This window comes from Acinetobacter guillouiae CIP 63.46 (assembly GCF_000368145.1).
Classification (GTDB): domain Bacteria; phylum Pseudomonadota; class Gammaproteobacteria; order Pseudomonadales; family Moraxellaceae; genus Acinetobacter; species Acinetobacter guillouiae.
On sequence record NZ_KB849285.1, the window covers coordinates 51,735 to 71,687 of the forward strand.

General features: G+C 39.1%; 14 protein-coding genes. 8 read left to right on the forward strand and 6 right to left on the reverse strand.

The window, feature by feature from the left end; translation table 11 throughout:
- Nucleotides 1–104 precede the first annotated feature (104 nt).
- From rpsG to F981_RS17070, 3 genes are all read right to left on the reverse strand, one after another.
- Nucleotides 105–575, reverse strand: a complete 471-nt coding sequence (rpsG, locus tag F981_RS17060) for a 30S ribosomal protein S7 (RefSeq protein WP_004655203.1) — start codon at nt 573–575, stop codon at nt 105–107.
- A 179-nt stretch (nt 576–754) separates the two neighbouring features.
- Nucleotides 755–1,129 (reverse strand): 30S ribosomal protein S12, encoded by a 375-nt coding sequence (rpsL, locus tag F981_RS17065; RefSeq protein ID WP_004648013.1) that lies wholly within the window; start codon nt 1,127–1,129, stop codon nt 755–757.
- A 147-nt stretch (nt 1,130–1,276) separates the two neighbouring features.
- Complete coding sequence (locus F981_RS17070) at nt 1,277–2,758, reverse strand: EcsC family protein (RefSeq protein ID WP_004723655.1); 1,482 nt, start codon at nt 2,756–2,758, stop codon at nt 1,277–1,279.
- A gap of 313 nt (nt 2,759–3,071) precedes the next feature.
- On the opposite strand from F981_RS17070, the gene F981_RS17075 reads away from it, so the two are divergent.
- The 8 genes from F981_RS17075 (at nt 3,072) to hemJ (ending at nt 16,311) form a co-directional block, all read left to right on the forward strand.
- Nucleotides 3,072–4,163 carry an ATP-binding protein gene (locus tag F981_RS17075; protein WP_004723656.1) on the forward strand — a complete coding sequence of 364 codons (1,092 nt, stop codon included), beginning with the start codon at nt 3,072–3,074 and terminating at the stop codon, nt 4,161–4,163.
- A gap of 2 nt (nt 4,164–4,165) precedes the next feature.
- A complete protein-coding gene (locus F981_RS17080) occupies nt 4,166–6,793 on the forward strand; it encodes a DUF5682 family protein (RefSeq protein WP_004723657.1) in 2,628 nt (875 codons plus the stop codon).
- Entirely contained in the window at nt 6,790–7,974 is a 1,185-nt protein-coding gene (locus F981_RS17085) for a VWA domain-containing protein (RefSeq protein ID WP_004723658.1), read from the forward strand. Before F981_RS17080 ends, F981_RS17085 begins: the two co-directional genes overlap by 4 nt.
- Entirely contained in the window at nt 7,971–10,124 is a 2,154-nt protein-coding gene (locus F981_RS17090) for a hypothetical protein (protein WP_004723659.1), read from the forward strand. Before F981_RS17085 ends, F981_RS17090 begins: the two co-directional genes overlap by 4 nt.
- Nucleotides 10,125–10,253: 129 nt before the next feature.
- Nucleotides 10,254–14,096 carry a DUF4132 domain-containing protein gene (locus F981_RS17095; protein WP_004723661.1) on the forward strand — a complete coding sequence of 1,281 codons (3,843 nt, stop codon included), beginning with the start codon at nt 10,254–10,256 and terminating at the stop codon, nt 14,094–14,096.
- Complete coding sequence (locus F981_RS23995) at nt 14,072–14,242, forward strand: hypothetical protein (RefSeq protein WP_004723662.1); 171 nt, start codon at nt 14,072–14,074, stop codon at nt 14,240–14,242. The genes F981_RS17095 and F981_RS23995 overlap by 25 nt, the downstream gene beginning before the upstream one ends.
- Before the next feature lie 302 nt (nt 14,243–14,544).
- Nucleotides 14,545–15,777, forward strand: a complete 1,233-nt coding sequence (locus F981_RS17100; protein ID WP_004723663.1) for a beta-ketoacyl synthase N-terminal-like domain-containing protein — start codon at nt 14,545–14,547, stop codon at nt 15,775–15,777.
- 81 nt (nt 15,778–15,858) lie between these two features.
- The gene (hemJ, locus tag F981_RS17105) at nt 15,859–16,311 is read left to right on the forward strand and encodes a protoporphyrinogen oxidase HemJ (RefSeq protein ID WP_004723664.1); all 453 of its coding nucleotides are present in this window, start codon (nt 15,859–15,861) and stop codon (nt 16,309–16,311) included.
- 286 nt (nt 16,312–16,597) lie between these two features.
- Here hemJ and F981_RS17110 read toward each other — a convergent pair whose 3' ends face one another.
- The 3 genes from F981_RS17110 to F981_RS17120 all read right to left on the reverse strand — a co-directional run bounded on the left by F981_RS17110 (nt 16,598) and on the right by F981_RS17120 (nt 19,947).
- The gene (locus tag F981_RS17110; protein ID WP_004723665.1) at nt 16,598–17,707 is read right to left on the reverse strand and encodes an acyltransferase family protein; all 1,110 of its coding nucleotides are present in this window, start codon (nt 17,705–17,707) and stop codon (nt 16,598–16,600) included.
- Nucleotides 17,708–17,959: 252 nt separating this feature from the next.
- Nucleotides 17,960–19,390, reverse strand: a complete 1,431-nt coding sequence (locus F981_RS17115; protein WP_004723666.1) for an amino acid permease — start codon at nt 19,388–19,390, stop codon at nt 17,960–17,962.
- Nucleotides 19,391–19,575: 185 nt separating this feature from the next.
- Nucleotides 19,576–19,947, reverse strand: a complete 372-nt coding sequence (locus F981_RS17120; protein ID WP_004723667.1) for a RidA family protein — start codon at nt 19,945–19,947, stop codon at nt 19,576–19,578.
- Between the last annotated feature and the right edge of the window lie 6 nt (nt 19,948–19,953).

Consider the following 19,953-nt stretch of genomic DNA (forward strand, 5'->3'; position numbering starts at 1 on the left):
GGGCAACTTAAATACCCGCAAATCCCCCACTTTGGTAGAGGGCGATGTTAAATCGTGCTGCAGTACGCATGAGTATTCTCCTGATTAGGGACTGTTTTAGCCGCTTAGAAGCGGTAGTGAGAGAAGGCTTTGTTAGCTTCAGCCATACGGTGCACATCTTCACGTTTTTTGATCGCTGCGCCTTTACCTTCAGCTGCATCAAGCAACTCACCAGCAAGACGTAACGCCATAGTTTTTTCAGAACGCTTAGCAGCAGCATCTACCAACCAACGCATAGCTAGGGCAGTACGACGGGATGGGCGTACTTCCATAGGTACCTGATAAGTAGCACCACCAACACGGCGTGCTTTTACTTCGACCATAGGACGAACTTTTTCAAGAGTAGTCTCGAAAAATTCAACTGGGTCTACTTTATTTTTTTCTTGAACGCGGTCTAAAGCACCGTAAACGATACTTTCAGCAATAGACTTTTTACCATCTTGCATTACGTGGTTCATGAATTTAGCGATTGTTTGGCTACTGAACTTAGGATCCGGAAGGATTTCACGAGCAGCGACTACGCGACGTCTTGGCATTTTAATCTACCTATAAATATGACACTTCAGGTTTATCCAGCATCAGCACAAAGTGTCGTGTGCTATTCGCTGGCCTTACTACACGTCGCTTGAATTTCACAAAATTAATGCAGAAATCAGACAAGCGAGACGATAAAGGATTGCGGCTCTATATTCTTAAGAAGCTAATCTTTAAAAGATTATTTCTTAGGACGTTTAGTACCGTATTTTGAACGAGACTGGTTACGATCTTTAACACCAGCACAGTCCAAAGAACCACGAACGGTATGGTAACGTACACCTGGTAAGTCTTTAACACGACCACCACGGATAAGAACAACACTGTGCTCTTGTAGGTTATGGCCTTCACCACCGATATAGCTAGAAACTTCAAAACCTGAAGTTAAGCGAACACGGCAAACTTTACGCATTGCTGAGTTAGGTTTTTTAGGTGTAGTTGTATAAACACGTGTACAAACACCACGACGTTGTGGACAAGCCTTCAACGCAGGAACTTTTGATTTTTCAATCAAAGTTGTGCGACCCTTACGGATCAACTGATTTGTTGTTGCCATATGGCAATTCTCCCGTTAATAAAAAGCCTCAAAAAATTACCACTTTTTGAGGGCATGCAATTGTAAGCCAAGAAGTAAAAATGGTCAACATTCAACATGGTGTCAAATATTGACCATTTCAAGCTTTGGCTAAATGAATGATTCAACTTACTCAGGCTTACTTTCTGATTTTGTTTCAGTAGCTTCTTGCGTTTTTTCAGACGCTTTTACCGTATTTTCTGTAGCCGCTTTGGCTTTTACCGGGGTACGCTTTTTTGTTACAGTTTTTGCAGTTGTCGATGTTTTCGCCACATCAGTTGCTTTCGCTGTAGTGGTCTCCACTGCTGCGACTTTCTTTTGCGCGGTACGTCGTGGTTTTACGGGTGTCGCTTTGTCTTGCTGTTGAGTCGCATGTTTATCTTCAATGTGAGTTTCAGCCAGTTTTTGAATCCCCTGCTCAACTTTTTGCTCAGCAGTGGATTCTTCAACAGCTTCACTGGTTTTTTCCTTCACTTCAACATGAGTAATTGCTTCATTTTCAACCTGAGGCTCGACTTTCTCTGCAAGCTTTTCTGCTTTGCTGTCTTCTAAAAGCAAGGGATGCGCGTTTGAGATCAATTGACTAAATTTTTCATAAGCATCTAATACATCAATTTTTTCATCAGAATGCTGTAGCAGATATTGCCTTGCGCCAGAAAATACGATTTGAGCTTTATCGGTTGCATCATCGACCAGTTTCCAGTTATATGCAGCACTGATACCCATCGTGGCTAAGGGGGTGAGTCGTGTCAACAGACTAAAATGTGGAAGATTATTCATCCATGGCAGCTTAAATGTACCATCCTCATTTGCCACCCATTTTTTTAACAGCTCTATATCATTGCTCGAACCTAAAAGCTGTTGCAATTGGCTCACATTGTGGGTTTGCAACACCCCTGCAAAAGTTCGTATTGCCGCCATTAATGCGTGTTTTTCAGCAACAGTGCCTAGATCAATTTGTTTAAAAATGTATTCAACAACAGCGTGATCTTTCGCATTCAACTCAAAACCATGCGCTCGCCCAGTGTGATAAACACTTCGAAGTGCCAAAGCCAGTGAACTAGGTACATCAAGAATTGCGCCTAAGCCGCCGAACGCGCCTGTAACCGTACCTTGAATTGCAGCAATAATTTTATTCTGATTCGCCAGCGCAGTACTGATCCGTTGTGAACGTTCAGGATCCTTGGCCAATTCTGCCAAGCTTTTTGCACCCACTTCTTTTAGAACAGCATCTACAGAAGTCAGCTCTGAAACAAATTCATTGAGTTTATCAAAAATAAAATCAGACAATTTATCGTTTAAATCTGGTGAAATAAACGAAGCGACATTATTGATTTTTTTATAATGTTTCCCCAAAAGCTGCCCGGTTACATTGGGTAAATGTTCCCGTAGCATTTGTTGAGGATTTTCATATTGTTTACCTTCAAAAGCACTTTTTTCTTGAGCAGTACCTTGTACAACGGATTCATCTTTAGGACTGTGGCTCAATTTACTCACCGTACCAGGAGCAACATGATTGATCACACTTAAGCCTGTTTCGCTTAGCTTTTTGGCCACGCCAAAAGCATTTGAAATAAATCCGCCTGATTGTTTTTTATTAGAATTTGCCATGTGCACCCTCGTAACTGTGGTTTTTCAAACACTAAAGCTTGTATTAAATAGTTTCTCAACGCTTACATTAATGTACTGATTCACGAATCAATACAATCACTATTTCACAAAATTTCAATACAGATCATCATACTATACAATTATAAACAATCTACCCCTAGTTCACTTGCAATTACAGCACTCAATTTACTTAAAAATACTTTTTATAACAAATAGATGTCACAATTTGTCGCAGACAACTTATGTACCAGTGGTCATCTCAGCCTTTGCCAGTTATGATAGATTCATTGGATAAAATATATATAGAATCATTATGAAGCAAAATTTTCAAAATCAAATTAAGCACAGTTCAGAACAAAAATATCAAGCGGAACTAGAACGCTTAAAAGAACAAGATCAACATAGAAAGCCAGCAGGTTGGCAACTTTCTGCCTACGCTGTTCGCTCATTTATCTTGGGTGATGCCAAGCTGGATATTCAAAAAAAGTTTTATGGTGATGATGCTTTAGTTGACCGCGCCTTGGTTACGTTGCTGGGCAATCAGGGTTTGATGCTGGTGGGTGAACCAGGTACAGCAAAATCGATGCTTTCAGAGCTATTTAGTGCTGCCATTTCAGCCAATTCTCAGCTCACAATTCAAGGGACAGCAGGGACAACCGAAGACCATATTAAATATTCTTGGAACTACGCACTCCTTTTATCGGAAGGACCAACAGATAAATCACTGATTCCCTCCCCGCTCTTCTATGCCATGAAAAACGGACAAATTGCCCGCTTTGAAGAAATCACCCGTTGTCCACCTGAAATTCAGGATGTGTTGGTGTCTTTACTGTCTGAGAAGCAAATGATGATCCCTGAAATGGGACAAGATTTTAGTTTGCAAGCTACACAAGGATTTAACATCATCGCAACAGCAAACTTGCGTGATCGTGGCGTACATGAAATGTCAGCAGCATTAAAGCGCCGCTTTAACTTTGAAACAGTAAAACCAATTCGTGATCAAAAATTTGAAATCGAACTGGTGGGATTACAACTTAAGAACCAGCTTGCTGATTTATACAGTGAAATCCAAGTTCGCCCAGAAGTTATCGAACTCTTGGTGACCATTTTCAATGAGCTCAGAACAGGACAAAGTCTGCAAGGCGCAACACTTAAAACGCCTGATGCTGTTATGTCTACTGCTGAAGCGGTCAATATTGCCCATGCGGCAGGTCTACAAGCCATTTATCTCAGTGATGGAAAATTAAAAGCAGAACACCTCGCACAACAATTGATTGGAGTTGTGTTTAAAGATAATCCAGATGACGCTAAACGCCTACGTTACTATCTGGATACTGTGGTGAAAGAGCGTGCACGTAAAGATGCCGACTGGAAAAGTTTCTATGACGCCAGCCGAGAGTTTTAATCATGCAGCTGTTGGATCGAAATATAGAGAGAGGTGAAATGCCTGAACGCTTAAAACAGGCATTTCAACTGAAACAGCAAATGGCAGAGCAAAACGTTTTTTTTGCGCCAATCCGCCATCATAGCCCTGCTTGTGCATACGTGTTAAAACAATATATCGATGAACTGAAGCCCACACACATTTTAATCGAAGCACCAACAGGTTTTGAATTCTTAATTGAAAGCTTACAGAACCAAGCCACTCAACCTCCTGTGGCTATATTTGCACAAGCACAACGCTCTTCAAATAAAACCTCACCCAAAAAAGGCGCTGCAAATAAAGAGAGTGCTGGCGAAGAACATGAAAGTGATGACGAGGTTCAACCAGAAATCTTTTCTGCCTACTTCCCTTTTTGTGAATACTCACCTGAATGGGTCGCCATCCAACAGGCAAAACTCATTCAAGCAGACGTTAAATTTATTGACTTGGATTGGGCAAAACAAAGTGCCTTAAAAACACAACAGTCCGATTTGGACTGGCAACAAAAAAGTTTGCTGTCTGAACGTTATTTTGCGCATAGCCAATATATCCAAAAACTTGCTGAAACCATGCATTGCCGAAATCACGATGAACTTTGGGATCATTTATTCGAGCTGCAAAATGTTGAACAACTGCAACATGCTCAAACTTTTTTTGATGATGTTTTTGCTTGGTGTTCATTGGCACGTCTGGATTATGAGCGTGAGGTACTCTTACAAGATGCTTCATTACATCGTGAAGATGTGATGTGGAATTGCATCCAAGACAGTATTGATCCCAAGCATAAAATTTTGGTGATCACGGGTGGCTTTCATAGTCTTGCCTTAATTGAAAATCTAGCAGCCCCACAGCAAGCAGAACGTTTTATTGTCCAAGATCAAAAGCAAAACTGGCAAGAGCAAGCTTGGCTGATTCGCTATAGTTTCGATCGTTTAGATGCTTTAAATGGCTATGCTTCAGGTATGCCCTCACCTGCATATTATCAACAACATTGGCAAAATTTAAAATCTGCAAACAATCCAACGGTTGAACAAACGCAACTGCAATTTTTTCAATATTTAAATGAGTTATGCCATTTTTTAAACCAAGAAAATGCACTGGATGTAACGCCTTATATCGCGCTAAAAAATACCGCTGAACTTGCTTGGCAATTGGCTTGCCTTCGAGGGCATTATCAACCGAGCCGTTATGATTTACTCGATGCCTTACAATCAGCCTTAATCAAAGGGGAAATGGATGATGGACAACAGCATTTATTTACCCTGATTTTTCAGTTTTTAAGTGGGCAACAGCTTGGTAAGGTTGCTCAAAATCAGCACAGCCCTGCCTTATTACAAAATACCTATCAACAGATTAAAACCTATCGTTTTAATTTAAATGACACCATTTTACGCAATCGAAAACTCGATATTTATCGTAAACCTTTACATCAGAACATTAGTCAATATTTGCATTTATTGGAATTTGTCGGCTGTAATTTTGCTCAACGTATTTCGGGTCCAGATTTTGTTCAAGGTGCCAGTCTGGATTTGCTGTTTGAGGAATGGCGTTATGCATGGACACCCAGTGTTGAAGCACGTTTGATTGAACTGGCAGAAATGGGCAATCAACTCGAACAAATTGCACTGCTTAAAATTATTAAACTACAGCAAGAAAATGAAGCAAAAGGTGTGGGACAATCTGCCTTTGAAACTGCCAAATTGCTGGCTTTGGCGTGTCGCTTGGGATTAAAGCAACATTTAGAATTGCTCCGTCAACAACTCGATACTTTTTTAGAAAGCGATCAAAACCTTGCCTCGGTGATTGGTGCAGCACAGCAATTGTATTATTTGTGGCATGGTCACAAGCTGTTAAGTTTACCCGAAAATATCGTGATACAAAGTTTAAGTTTTGCCGTCTATCAGGCCTGTTTTTTACTTGATCAAATTTACGATACCCACGAAGAAAAAGTTGAACAAAATCTTAGCAACTTAAAAACCTTGCATGAACTGATTTTAAATATCAAGCAACGAAATCTTTCACTACAGCATGCAGTCGTAAATGCACAAGATGTAGATTTACTGGAACTGATGTATAGCCAAATTGATCTGGCAAAAATTGATGAGTTTCATCTTAGTTCACTCAAAGGTGCGCTACATACTTTACAGTTTTTAGATCATGAAATTGAGCAAAATCAGCTTCAACAACAATTACAACTGGCTTTTGCAGTGGGAAGTGATCCTGAAGATGCTGTGCAATACCTACATGGCATGTTTTTTATTGCGCCTGAAATCTTTGTGCAATCCAAGGTTGCAATTGATGCACTTCACCAATTGGTCAGTCATTGGACTGAAGATACCTTTATTCGGATTTTACCTGATTTACGCTATATCTTTAGTCAGCTTACCCCAAAGCAAAGCACTAAAGTATCTAAAATTATCGCAAAAACCACAGGACTTGGCGAGGATGTCATTCTCGATCAGGTACTCAGTCATATTGGGGAACAGGATGTATTCCAAGGCATACAACTTAACCAGCAACTGCAAAAAATATTTGAATATGATCACTTAGATCGCTGGGCAAGCAATCGCTCAAAACAACTCAATCCAGAACAACAAGGAGTGAATGAATGAGTCAATTACCTCCTGAACCAAATCTTGATGAAAACTCAGATACCCCCGCTTCTCTTGATGCAATGGATCAAGCACGCCGTTGGCGCTTGATGCTCGGTCGCTATGCCGACCAGAATTTATCAGCAGCGGCATTGTCAGGCGATCAACTGAAACTTGAGCGCAATCTTGATTATCTCTACCAAAATGAATATAAGCGTCGTGGCATCCAACAAGGGAAAAATCGCCATGGCGGTTTGGAAGCCTCGCAGCTTAACGCGATTAACTGGCTCAACCAAAGTCGAAAACTGTTCCCAAAATCGACCTTTGAACGTATGCAAAAACAAGCCATAGAACGCTATGAGTTAACTGAGTTATTTAAAAACCCAGAGCATGTAAGACAACTTGAACCCAACCCTGCAGTGGCTAAAGCTTTGCTGAGTATGCGTGGTCGTTTAAGCAATGAAATGAAAGATGCGATTCGAGAATTAATTCAAAAAGTCGTGGAAGAACTCTTACAAAAAATCCGCACACAATTTTTAAAAGCGCTACAAGGTCGTCGTAATCGTTTTAAGCGTTCACATCTTAAACAGGCACAAAACTTTGATTGGAAACGGACCATTCAAGCCAATCTCAAGAATTACCAGCCTGATTTACAAAAACTGATTATCCAAACCCCTTATTTTAATGCCCGTGTACAAAAACATTTGCCGTGGGAAATTGTACTGTGTGTCGACCAAAGTGGCTCGATGATGGTTTCGATCATGTATGCAGCAGTATGTGCCAGTATTTTGGCAGCTCTCCCTGCGGTCAATATGAGTCTGGTCCTGTTTGACACCCAAATTGTTGATTTAAGCCATTTGGCACATGACCCAGTTGAAGTCTTACTGACCATTCAACTCGGTGGCGGAACCAACATTGGTCAAGCTTTGCAATACTGTCAAAAAAAGATTAAACAACCCAATCGCAGTATTTTAGTCTTGATCAGTGACTTTGAAGAAGGTGCATCCGTTCAACAAATGCTCAACACCACCAGTCAACTCAACCAACAAGGCTGCAAACTGCTTGGGCTTGCGGCGCTGGATCAAGCAGCTAATCCTGTTTATGACATCAATATGGCACAAAAACTCCAAGAACGTGGTATGCAAATCGCAGCAATGACCCCTGAACATTTGGCGACATGGTTTGCAGAGGTGATGCAATGAGTTGGCATATTTATACCCAATACGATGAAGACAGCCTAACCATGCATAGCAATGCTGGTCTTCTACGTCGTGCCCATAAAGCCTTAGATGCTGTTGAACTACTACAACAAGAGCACGATCAACTGGTATTTAAAGTCGAAGAATGTGAGGTTAAACTGCCCTTTGAAGGCATCACCAAAGCACTGTGTAATTGTTCAGCACAAGGCTGTTGTAAACACATTCTCAGCAGTATTTTATGGGTTCAGGAACATGAAACACTACTGGCTACCGCAAATAGCCCAAGTGAAAATAGCCCTAACAATAATCTAGAAAATGCAGTACCACTAACTCAACAGGAAACATCTCAACACGGTAAAATATCTGAGCAAGCAACAACGTCAGCCCTTGAAACTGTTTTAGAATTTGATCCAAGCAAAATCCAAAAACAAGCAGGCAAAGCCAATATTCGTTTGGCCTATGAATTTGTACAAAATTGGTTGCTTCAACCTGAATCCTGTCAAATTGATATTCAAGAACATAAAATCACTTTTCAAACCGATTTAAGTCCCAATCCAGTTGTTCTATACCCCGCAACAGGGTTTGAAGGCATGTTGTCAGAAATTGCAGACAAACAAAAAGTTGCTGGGCATTTGGCATGTATTGCTTATTTAGTTCTGAAAAATGCCCCTGAAAAATGGCAATGGTCAATTGATACAACAGCGCAACAACACCATCCTACTCAGCAAGTTTCACCTGAAGATCAGGTATTGATCCAAGAACTTAAAATCATTTGTCAAAACTTTATTCAGCAAGGTTTGTCACATCTGGCCAAAGAAATGGTCATGTCACTGCATATTTTAAATATGCAAGCACGCGCACAAAACTTACCACGTTTAGGGAGCTTATTGCGTGCCTTACATGGCTCAATGAAGCAGTTTTTGGAAGCAGATGTACAGGTTGATGAGCAGCAGATTTTTAATCAATTGGCACATTTATATGCCTATTTGGCTGCACTGTCAGAAATTGAGCATTTAAATCCAGATGTTCAAGCCGAAGCATTACGACAACTTCGTGGTGCTGTACAACGTGAATATCAACAAGAAAGCATAGCGCATCTGATCCCGCTTGGTTGTGAATGGTGGAATACAGAGAGTGGTGCACATGGTCTAACAGTGTGCTTCTGGGATGCAAAAGAGCAACAACTCAAAGAAGTGACTCAGGCACGTGCCAATCATTTAGATCGTACCTTTGATATGCACAGTGCAGCCAATACTGGAATTTGGGGAAGTTCTCTCAGCTTTTTACTCCAACATCAACTTGAACTAACCCATGCAAAATCCAGTTCAGATACACAACTCAGTGCCAGCACAGATACTCGTTTTTTACCAAAAGGCTTGTTCAATGCACTCAGCCAATCTGACTTAGAACAGATGAATATTGGCATTTCAACATGGCAATCTTTACAGAAAATGCTTGTTCCGCATTCAAGCCTAGAACAGCTTAAATCTCGTTATGTACTGCTTCGCCATAAAAGTATCACAGCGCCTGAACTCAACGAACTAGAGCAATATTTTGAATACCGTATTATTGACGATGAAAATAGAGCACTCAAGCTGGTCATTCCGATAGAACCAGAATACCGTGCACGAATTAAACATCTCACCCAACTGATTCATAATGAAAAAATTATCGCAACGTTGGTGCGTATCGAAGCAACACAGCAACAGATTCAATTCATTCCATGTAGTGTGTTTTTAACAACGCCAAAAGGTTTAAAAATATTCAGTCTGGATTATGACCATCCTGTACAGAAGAAAAGTAGCTTGGTTGAGCTGATTACTGGTCGAATTGAAAAATTGCTCGAACAAAAAAAGCAATGGAAACATCAGCAACATTTATCTGCATTAGACCTTTTGATCTTGGAATCACAAGCCTTGTTTGAATTCTATGCAAATACAGGTCGTTCAAAACTGGATATGGATGATCTGGTTAAACTGGATGATTTTGCTGAGAAGTTTGCAGATTTGGGTTTAAGCTTTATTCAAAACTCACTCAAATCAGATTCCACACAGCACAATTTAGCCAGTCAGCTTTTAAAATGGCGACATGTTTTATTACAACTACAACGCCTAAATCATAGAATCGCTTTAGAAGGACAAGTTACGTCGTGATAAATTAAGCTTGCTATTTAAATTGATGATATTTTTCTATAATTTTAGTGAACTACCAAGCACAGTATTAAAGCCTAAAGTATTAGCGCCTATAGAAAAGCAACAGCGAGTTGCTCAAAAGGAATACAGATGTTAAATAAACTTTTTTCAAAAATTGAGTCGATGTTTTTAAAGCCTGAGGATAAGGCAGTGAAAACGCAACAAGCAGACTCAACCGCTGATCATGACCACATTCAAAAACATAATGAAGATCTAAAAAATAAAGTTGAAAAGCTCTACCATATTTTCCGGCCTTTGGCCGTCATTGAAGACCAACTTGATCAAAATGTGGTTTTGTTTATTTTGGATGGAGAAAATCCAGAAATATTACTTAAATTACAGCAATACCCGAATGAAAAAGCACTGCTTTTACTGGAAAAGCCAGGTACCTATAGCTGGTATTGGCCTCAAAACAATCAATCACTGGATAAAAAAGAAAATAAGCTTGCTGAAGCGGCACTAAAACTACGCCGTCGTTATTATGGTGAGATTTTTGAAGAATTAGAATTTGAACAAATTATTCGTTTTGCCAAAGTGCTTGAAGCGGCAACACAACAGAAAAATTTTACCAATATTTATGAAAAAGTGCCCGCTTGGTTTATTTATCTCACGGTAGATACATTTATTACTGCTTTTGATAGTCATCATTTTAGCGAAGCAGATCCGAATAAATTGTTAAAGCAAAATTGGACTCAACAGAAACTATTTGATTTGCTTGAAAGTGATCAACAGGGTTTAGGCGATGAACTACTGCCTTATTTATTTGAACGCCAAAATATCGACAGTTATCATTCTAGTAAATTAGATAAAATATTATTACTCAAGGACACCCAAGATTTCATTTCAGCCCGATTAGATCAACTCAGAAAACTTATTCCAACATTGAGCATCATTGGACAAGAAAACTTTTTAGACTATATCGCCAAACAAACGACATTGATCAAACAAATCCCTGACTTGATTGTAAAACTTTCTGTAGGGAAATCTAAAACCATTCGTACTAAAGCCACCAGTTTATTGACGAATTTAAATCCAGAAGATAGCCAAAAATATTTAAATCAAAATCTATTGGAAGGTTCAAGTCAGGAACGTGGCTTTTCTGCAGATCTATTGGCACGTTTAGGTGCTGACAATCTAACTGTACTAGAACAAGCTTTTGCACAAGAAAAACAAAAATCTGTACAACAAATCTTACAAATGGCAATTCAGCGCTTAAGATCTGTTGATACTGCTCAATTACAGCAAGATTTTGAAGCACCAACCTTTCAACCGTTTGTTGAACAAAAAATTCCAGCAAGTTTTACCGAGGTTATTTTAGAAAATTATCAAGAAATTTTGGCTAAAGCTGAACAGAATGCTGCCGATGAAATTGAAGAGAATAAAACAGCAAGTTATAAAAGAACTTGGGCTCAAGATCATTTAAAGCAGCTTAAAAAAATCAACCATCAAACCTTAACGTCGATTGTTGACCAGCTGAACGGTGATGCATCTTTTAAAAATGTACACCAAGTTGAAAATATTATTACCCATAAAAATAAATATAAAAAATATCCTGAGTTTTCCATTAATCATGCCATGAGAATCATTGCGATACGCAATCGGAATTGGATTTATTGGCCTAATTTATTTGAAATGCTTAAACCTGAAGAATATGCCAATTATGAACTTCGCCATATCGTTCAGGCCCTAGATGCGGCTAAATTTAACAATCCCAAACGTAGAGTCGCTCAAGGGATTCTAGCGGGATCATCCTATTATCAAAGTTTACAAGATCATATTTATGAAAAAGATAAAATTTGGCCATTTTTTGCGGAAAATCAAGAATATTTAACTGAAGCATTGGGGCTTTCTCCATCTTTAGAAAAAAATGAATATCAAAGCTTTAACCCATCCGATGCCATCTTTGTACTTAAATGTTTCCCATCCTTACCAGTACAATTTATTCCGCGCTTACTCGAATTTGCATTGGGTGAAAATAAGCGTTTGCGTTATGAAGCGCAAGAAACCTTACAACACCTTCCAGACATTCATCAACGTGCCATTGAAGCTCTAGATTCGGGTAAACAAGACATTCGAATCACTGCAATTGAATGGCTAGCACGTCTACAAAATCAGGATGCAGTAAAACCGCTGAATGCTTTACTTAAAAAAGAGAAGAAAGAAATCGTTCGAGCTGCTCTTCTAACGGCATTGGAAAAGCTTGGACAGGATATTAGTGCTTATCTCAAACCAGAAGTGTTGCTAAAAGAAGCAGAAGACGGTTTAAAAGGCAAACTTTCAAGCAGTTTTACATGGTTTGATTTTGACACATTACCAAAAGTGAAATGGCAGAATGGTAAAGAGGCTGACCCTAGAATTATTAAATGGTGGGTGATATTGGCTGAAAAACTGAAAGAGCCTAGAGCCAATGCCTTATTACAACGCTACAGTGGCTTACTCGATCAAAAAGATCAGGTACAACTTGCCAATCATTTATTACACAGTTTTATTCATCAAGATACCTTACAAACACCATTGGATGAAGCAACGCAATATGCAACCACAGAAGCGCCTGGCCGTCTGAGTTCTTATCGGGATTCATACAAACGTTATGGTGAAAAATACCCTGAATATTATGCCAAATATGGCACCATCACCTTAGAAGAAGTGATTGAAGAGATTAAACGCGAACGTTTAGGACTTTATCTGGGTTCCGCGATCAAAAGTAAAGGTATGCTTTCACTGACAGCCAATGCACAAGGAAGTTTTGCAGTAAAACAATTGCAGAACTATATGAAGCAACACTACCCTCGTCGCTCACAAATTGAAGCCATGATTAGTGCATTATCGATCAGTAATGATCCATTAATCATCCAACTGTTGCTTTCACTTTCACGTCGTTATCGGACTGCTTCGGTACAAACACTTGCAAACACATTGGTTGCTGAGATTGCTGAACGCAATCAATGGACAAGTGATGAGCTGGCTGACCGCACTATTCCAACGGCAGGTTTAGATGAAAATGCTGTGTTACAGCTACAATATGGCTCACGTAACTTTAGCGCCATTGTCGATGATAAAGACAAATTCATTCTTAAAAATGAAGAAGGTAAAGAAGTTAAAGCACTACCTGCTGCCCGCCAAAATGATGATGAAAGCCTGATCAAAGAAGCCAAAGCACTATTTAGCACCAGTAAAAAAGAGTTTAAACAAGTGGTTGATATGCAAACAGGTCGTTTGTATGAGGCAATGTGTAGCGAACGTCAGTGGAATGTTGCTGAGTGGCAAGAGTATATCTTTGCCCACCCGATTATGAGACGCTTAATCCAAAAGCTGATTTGGCTTGAGATCAAAACCAATGGTGAAAAAATCAGTTTTAGACCAAGTGATGATGGTGCATTACTGAATTTAGATGATGATGAAGTCGAGCTGAGCACAGACAGTAAAATTCAAATTTCTCATGCGGTTTTGGTTGGTGAAAAGGAAGCAAAAGATTGGATTGCACACTTTAAAGACTATAAAGTGAAATTCTTATTTGAACAGATGACTCATCACCTACCAAAGCTTGAAGATGATAATGTCACTGAAATTAAGGATCATAATGGCTGGCTTACAGACACCTTTACCCTACGTGGTGTTGTAACCAAATTAGGCTATCAACGCGCCAGCATTGAAGATGGTGGTTCATTTGACCGCTATACTAAGCCCTATAAACAGTTGGGTATTGATGTAGAAATTACATTTAGCGGAAGTTATGTACCTGAAGAAAATATTCCTGCTGTCCTTTATGAACTGACTTTTAGTAAAAAAGCCAGCCGCTCTTGGAACAACAATGAACTTCCACTTAAACAGATTCCACCAATTTTATTGGCTGAGAGCTATGCAGATTATTTAAAAGTTGCTGCATCGACATCAGGTTTTGATCCTGAATGGGAAAAGAAAACGCCTTGGTAATTCATAAAGACAAAGAAATTTTGTTTAGGCTTGCTACAGGCTATAACAGTTGTATTGCAACCGATATGATTGGTCTTGATGGTCATCATATCGGTTATATGGGTAATTCAACTCAGCAGGTAAAGAGAAGCCTTGTTCTACAATAGGGATAAAACACCATGCTTATTCCAGCAATTTAAAATTTATTTCAAAAATTAGTGCTTCAAACCATCTCTGGTAAGCCCTACTTATGGATGGTTTTGCCTAATTGATGTAAATATCCATCATGAATTCATATTATTATAAAAATAATAAATATATTTATTTTCAGCTATTTAATTAACTTTTAAGCATACAATATATTGTTTTAAATGATGCACAAGAATCAATATCTTTCGCCATTGAACTAAAAAAGTAAACGCGTTTAAATGTAAACATTCATTCTGTATTCTAAAATAAAGGACTTTGCATGAACCGTCGTGTTGTCATCACTGGTATGGGCATTAACTCATGTATCGGTAATACATTGGAAGCTGTTAAGCACTCTTTGGAAAATGGTATTTCAGGGACACGTCATAATTCAACTTACGAAGAACTTAATTTTAAAAGTCATGTCAGTGCCGCAGCAGAACAAGATTTTGATGGTATTGACCGTAAACTCAAGCGCTTCATGGGCGTATGTGCAATGTATGCCTACAATTCTGCGCTTGCAGCCGTTGAACATGCAGGCTTAACGCCAGAACAATTGGGCGGTAATCCTCGTTACGGTATTGCAGGGGGTTCAGGTGGTAACTCAACTGCGTCTGTTACAGAGATGGTTAAACTTTTAGAAGAAAAAGGTGCGCGTAAAATTGGCCCGTTCTTCGTACCACGTAATATGTCAAACACCATTACTGCCAATGTCGGTGTTGCATTTAAATTACAAGGTGTTGCTCATTCAATCACCAGTGCTTGTGCAACTTCAGCTGATGCAATTGGCTATGCTTACAACCTGATTCAATTGGGTAAACAAGATTTAATGTTGGCCGGTGGCGGTGAAGAAGATCACTGGTCACAAAGCTTATTGTTTGATGCGATGGGCGCACTATGTTCTAAATATAATGATGCTCCAGAAACAGCGTCACGCCCATACTCAGCTGACCGTGACGGTTTTGTGATTGCGGGTGGTGGTGGTTTCGTTGTACTCGAATCACTTGAACATGCTCAAGCACGTGGCGCAAATATTCTTGCAGAAGTGGTTGCTTATGCTGCAAATTCAGATGGTGCGGATATGGTTGCACCATCGGGTGAAGGTGCGACCCGTTGTATTTTGATGGCTTTAGAAGAAGCTAAACAACATGGCGTAGATAAGGTTGACTATGTCAATACTCATGGTACTTCAACACCTGCTGGTGATGTGACTGAACTTCTTGCGATGGGTCGTGCATTTGGTGAAGGTAATGTTCCACCATTAAGTTCAACCAAGTCTATGACAGGTCATAGTCTGGGTGCTGCTGGTGTTCAAGAAGCCATTTATTCTGTATTGATGATGCAAAATGACTTTATCGCACCAAACATCAATGTCACTGAACTTGATGAAGGCACAAAAGGTTATGACATCGTACTTGAAAAACGCGATACAAAATTGAATACTGTGATGAGTAACAGTTTCGGTTTTGGCGGTGTCAATGCTTGTCTCATTTTTAAAAAATGGGAAGGCTAAACAAAGAATTGTTGATCATTCAAATTTAAAATAAGTTTGGATGATCAACTTCTCGCACACTGCCCTTAAAAGGGTAAATTGATGGATGCTCCTTCAGAAGCTTTCCTTTGGGTAAAAGCTTTACATATCATTGCAGTCGTGTGTTGGTTTGCAGCACTATTTTATCTCCCGCGTTTGTTTGTCTACCATGCCATGAGCGATGACAATTTAAGTCATCAGCGTTTCGAAATCATGGAGCGTAAGTTATATCGGGGCATTATGTGGCCTTCGATGATCGCAACATTAATCACTGCACATTTTCTCGTAGACTGGGGTGATGCAACACGTCATTACCATGAAGCTTTATGGTTTTATCTAAAAGTCGGTTTAGTTGGTCTTTTGGTGATTTACCACTTTGTTTGTGGCTATTACCGTAAAAAACTGATTGGCAATGCACATTATAAATCGCATAAGTTTTGGCGGTTTTTCAATGAGATGCCAACCCTGATTTTATTTGCAGTGGTGATTTTAGTGGTCGTTAAACCAACATTTTAACTTGTAGATAGAAACCTCCTAAATGGAGGTTTTTTATTGATTGTATGTAATTTACAGGTCCACTTAAATAATTTTTTAATAAATTCAGCAACATGAAATTATAAAACTAATCCATGTCCATGTCGTCATGCGATAGTTACCCCATACACGATTCAATAATGTAAAAAGTAGTTGTTAATACCTTAAACAATGCACAATCACGCTATTGTGCTCAACATCAAGTCCGATTAGATCCGTTCCCGAATAACCATTTACTTGTGCAAACTCAATAAATATAGGATTTTTTTCAATGGCGCTTAATTAGCCAATTTCTAATTTTTGCATTCATCGGTGTTGAATAATACTTTTCAATGGCCCAACTCAATACAAAAACAGCAATAAAATAAATTGGCAATAGCATTAATTTTTCAACAGCTAAGGTTTCTTTAGGAAAATAAAAAACTTTAAATAAACCCAAGATAATCAAATGAAACAAGTACATTTCATAACTACGTTGTCCAATCCACGCTACACCTTTTGACAATATAGAGCGAGATTCAGTATGTGGGTTCTGAGCAAAACAGAAGATCAACATTGCTGACAATAGAGCAAAAAGGCTGATTCCCCAAGTACTGACCTCTTTGATTGGTGCATATAAATAAACAGTAACCATCAATACCACAATGATTGGAACCACGATTCTTGAAACCTGAATTTTTTGACTCATACGCTGAGTCATTAAAGCAGTTAAGCAACCAATCGCAATTCCATCAAAACTTGAGAAATAATGATAAAGATAAGCCCCACTTTCCTCAGCAAAATGTAATGAACGGAAATAAGGTGCATAAACGATGATTGCCAATAAAAATATAATAAAGCCTTTACCACGGCCTAATACAACACACAAAATCGGAAATACTAAATAAAAGACTTCCTCAACAGATAAGGACCAAAGCACACCAAGTGCATAATTCACCCAGCCATTTTCAATGATCAGGATATTCATCCAAAAGGTAAAAGCAGAAAATACAGTTAAGCCATAAGAGACTTCAATACCGTTTGGCGCTTGATTGATAAAGGGTTTTAACCCCATTGCACCCAGTGCCGTCACCAGCACCACCAGTAGCACCAAACAAGGCATAATTCGGGCAATACGGCGGATATAGAAATCTTTGAGCTTAATCTGCGCGAGTGTGCCACTTCTTTGTAAAGTATGTTGGGTGATTAAAAAACCTGAAATCACAAAAAATAGGGTCACACCATAATTACCATTGCGGGCAATTAAAGTACTTAAGCTTTCGCCAAAGATTTGTATACCGAGAAATGTGTCATGCAGTTTATAAGGAATATTAAAATGGTGGAGAAGTACCAATAAAATTGAAATTCCACGTAAGAGATCGATCTTGTTATTGCGCATATATGCTGTTGTTTAGCGTAAATGATGCTATTAAACGTGTTTTTTATTTTTATTTCAGTAATTTATTTTGAATAATTTGTTAAATTTCACATTGAATCTATGCAATCAATCACGGATAAAACCAAAAAGTTGATTATGTTATTTTTAATCTAAGCGTTTAATTTTTAGAGTTAATTTATATCAAAATCTTTCATATCATAGTTATTCAGGAGATGATCTAACATCATCTCCTGATCAATTGAATATTCAACATTAAAGCTGTTGATTACGCTTTTTCATACGCGGTTTATACATCATTTGATAGGTCACCGCTAAAATAATCACCCACAATGGGCTGATGATTAAAGCTTTTAAAGTATCAGGCTCAAGACTTAAAATCACCAAAGTAAAGGCAAGGAAGATCAAAACAAGATAAGACATCCATACACCACCCGGCATTTTAAAGTTTGATTTCTCATGCAATTCTGGGCGTAATTTACGGTAGCGTATATAACACACCATAATAATACTCCAGATACTAATGAATAAAATCACACATAAAGAACTGGCTAAGGTAAATGCTTCAACGGTATTTGGAACAAAATATTGTAGTGCTGCACCTGCCATAATAAAGCCACAAGAGAACAATAAACCTTTTGCAGGAACGGCGCGTTTAGACAGCTCAGCCAACTTAGTCGGTGCTTGCCCTTCTTTAGCCAATCCAAACAACATACGACTGGTTGAAAATACACCACTGTTCATCGATGACATTACCGAGGATAAAACCACCAAGTTCATAATCACAGCAGCTGCACCAATACCAGCATGTAGGAACAATGTGACAAATGGACTTTGATCCGCAGGAATTTCATTCCAAGGGGTTACCGACATCACGATAAAGAGTGCCAATACATAGAACAAAATAATACGGGTCGGAATCGCATTGACCGCTTTAGGTAAGTTCTTTTCAGGATCTTTGGTTTCTGCCGCCATAGTACCGATCAGCTCGACACCGACAAAAGCAAACAAGGCAATTTGGAAACCTGCTAAAAAGCCACTTGCGCCTTTCGGGAACATGCCACCATGCGACCAGACATTGCTGAAGCTTGCAACTGAACCTGTTGGTGCTTGGAAATGGCTCAACACCATATAGCCACCAATAAGAATCAATCCGACAATGGCTAAAATTTTGATCAAAGCAAACCAAAACTCAATTTCACCAAACAACTTTACCGTGAGGAGATTAATCCCCAATACCAAGAGTACGCATCCAGCACTAATTAAGGCTTGTCCCATGGGGGTAAAGGCGGTTCCGTCAGGAAGCCAAAAATTGAGATAATTGATAATTGCAGCCAAATCCGCAATACCCACTAAGATCCAACCGAGCCAGTATGACCAGCCAATATAATAGCCAGCACCCGGACCAATTAAGTCATGTGCCATATCAATAAAGGATTTGTAGTGCAGATTTGAAAGTAAAATTTCACCCAATGCGCGCATCAGGAAAAAGAACATTGCACCAATGATCATATAAATGATCAGAATTGAAGGGCCTGCAAGGGAAATGGTTTTCCCTGAACCCATAAATAAGCCTGTACCAATTGCACCACCAATCGCAATCAATTGTAGGTGACGATTGGATAATTTCCGTTGTAGCTCATTTGGCGACGATGGTACGTCATCTGAATGGCTTGAAGTTGTCATAAAAATATCCTTTTTGACAATTTTTTGGAGGTAAAACCCGCTTGTGGCATAAGAACATTCCCGTTCTATTGTTCTACCTAACGCGAACTGGGCCACATGGTTTACATGTGACCAGCTTTAATTCGGGGCAAATACTGCTTTAATTATTGACAATAATCAATTCTACTTTATGACAAGAGATTAATTTATGCCTGCGCCGCAATAACTGCGATCTCAATCAACCAATCTGGATTAACCAAATCCGCTTGAATTGTTGCACGAGATGGTGCAACACAGCCTTCTAACCAATCAATCCAAATGGTGTTAAAAGTTGCAAAATCATCTAAATTTTTGATGTAGACATGAGCAGACAATAAACGTGATTTATCAGTATTTGCCTCAAGCAATAACTGGTCAATTGTTGCCAAGATTTCTTGAGTTTGACCAATAATATCCTGTTGGGTATTTTTAGGAACTTGACCAGACAAATAAACCACTTTATTGAAAATGGTAACTGCACTCATCACTTGATTGCTGTTGAGCTTTTGAATGTCTGCGTGTTGAACGTTGTTTGACATGTTGAT

Bases quoted from the DNA above. Each gene is read 5' to 3' on its own strand.
- hemJ (WP_004723664.1), top strand. From the start codon at position 15,859: ATGGATGCTCCTTCAGAAGCTTTCCTTTGGGTAAAAGCTTTACATATC.
- rpsL (WP_004648013.1), bottom strand. From the start codon at position 1,129: ATGGCAACAACAAATCAGTTGATCCGTAAGGGTCGCACAACTTTGATT.
- rpsG (WP_004655203.1), bottom strand. From the start codon at position 575: ATGCCAAGACGTCGCGTAGTCGCTGCTCGTGAAATCCTTCCGGATCCT.
- F981_RS17075 (WP_004723656.1), top strand. From the start codon at position 3,072: ATGAAGCAAAATTTTCAAAATCAAATTAAGCACAGTTCAGAACAAAAA.
- F981_RS17090 (WP_004723659.1), top strand. From the start codon at position 7,971: ATGAGTTGGCATATTTATACCCAATACGATGAAGACAGCCTAACCATG.
- F981_RS23995 (WP_004723662.1), top strand. From the start codon at position 14,072: ATGGGAAAAGAAAACGCCTTGGTAATTCATAAAGACAAAGAAATTTTG.
- F981_RS17095 (WP_004723661.1), top strand. From the start codon at position 10,254: ATGTTAAATAAACTTTTTTCAAAAATTGAGTCGATGTTTTTAAAGCCT.
- F981_RS17070 (WP_004723655.1), bottom strand. From the start codon at position 2,758: ATGGCAAATTCTAATAAAAAACAATCAGGCGGATTTATTTCAAATGCT.
- F981_RS17110 (WP_004723665.1), bottom strand. From the start codon at position 17,707: ATGCGCAATAACAAGATCGATCTCTTACGTGGAATTTCAATTTTATTG.
- F981_RS17100 (WP_004723663.1), top strand. From the start codon at position 14,545: ATGAACCGTCGTGTTGTCATCACTGGTATGGGCATTAACTCATGTATC.
- F981_RS17115 (WP_004723666.1), bottom strand. From the start codon at position 19,390: ATGACAACTTCAAGCCATTCAGATGACGTACCATCGTCGCCAAATGAG.
- F981_RS17120 (WP_004723667.1), bottom strand. From the start codon at position 19,947: ATGTCAAACAACGTTCAACACGCAGACATTCAAAAGCTCAACAGCAAT.
- F981_RS17080 (WP_004723657.1), top strand. From the start codon at position 4,166: ATGCAGCTGTTGGATCGAAATATAGAGAGAGGTGAAATGCCTGAACGC.
- F981_RS17085 (WP_004723658.1), top strand. From the start codon at position 6,790: ATGAGTCAATTACCTCCTGAACCAAATCTTGATGAAAACTCAGATACC.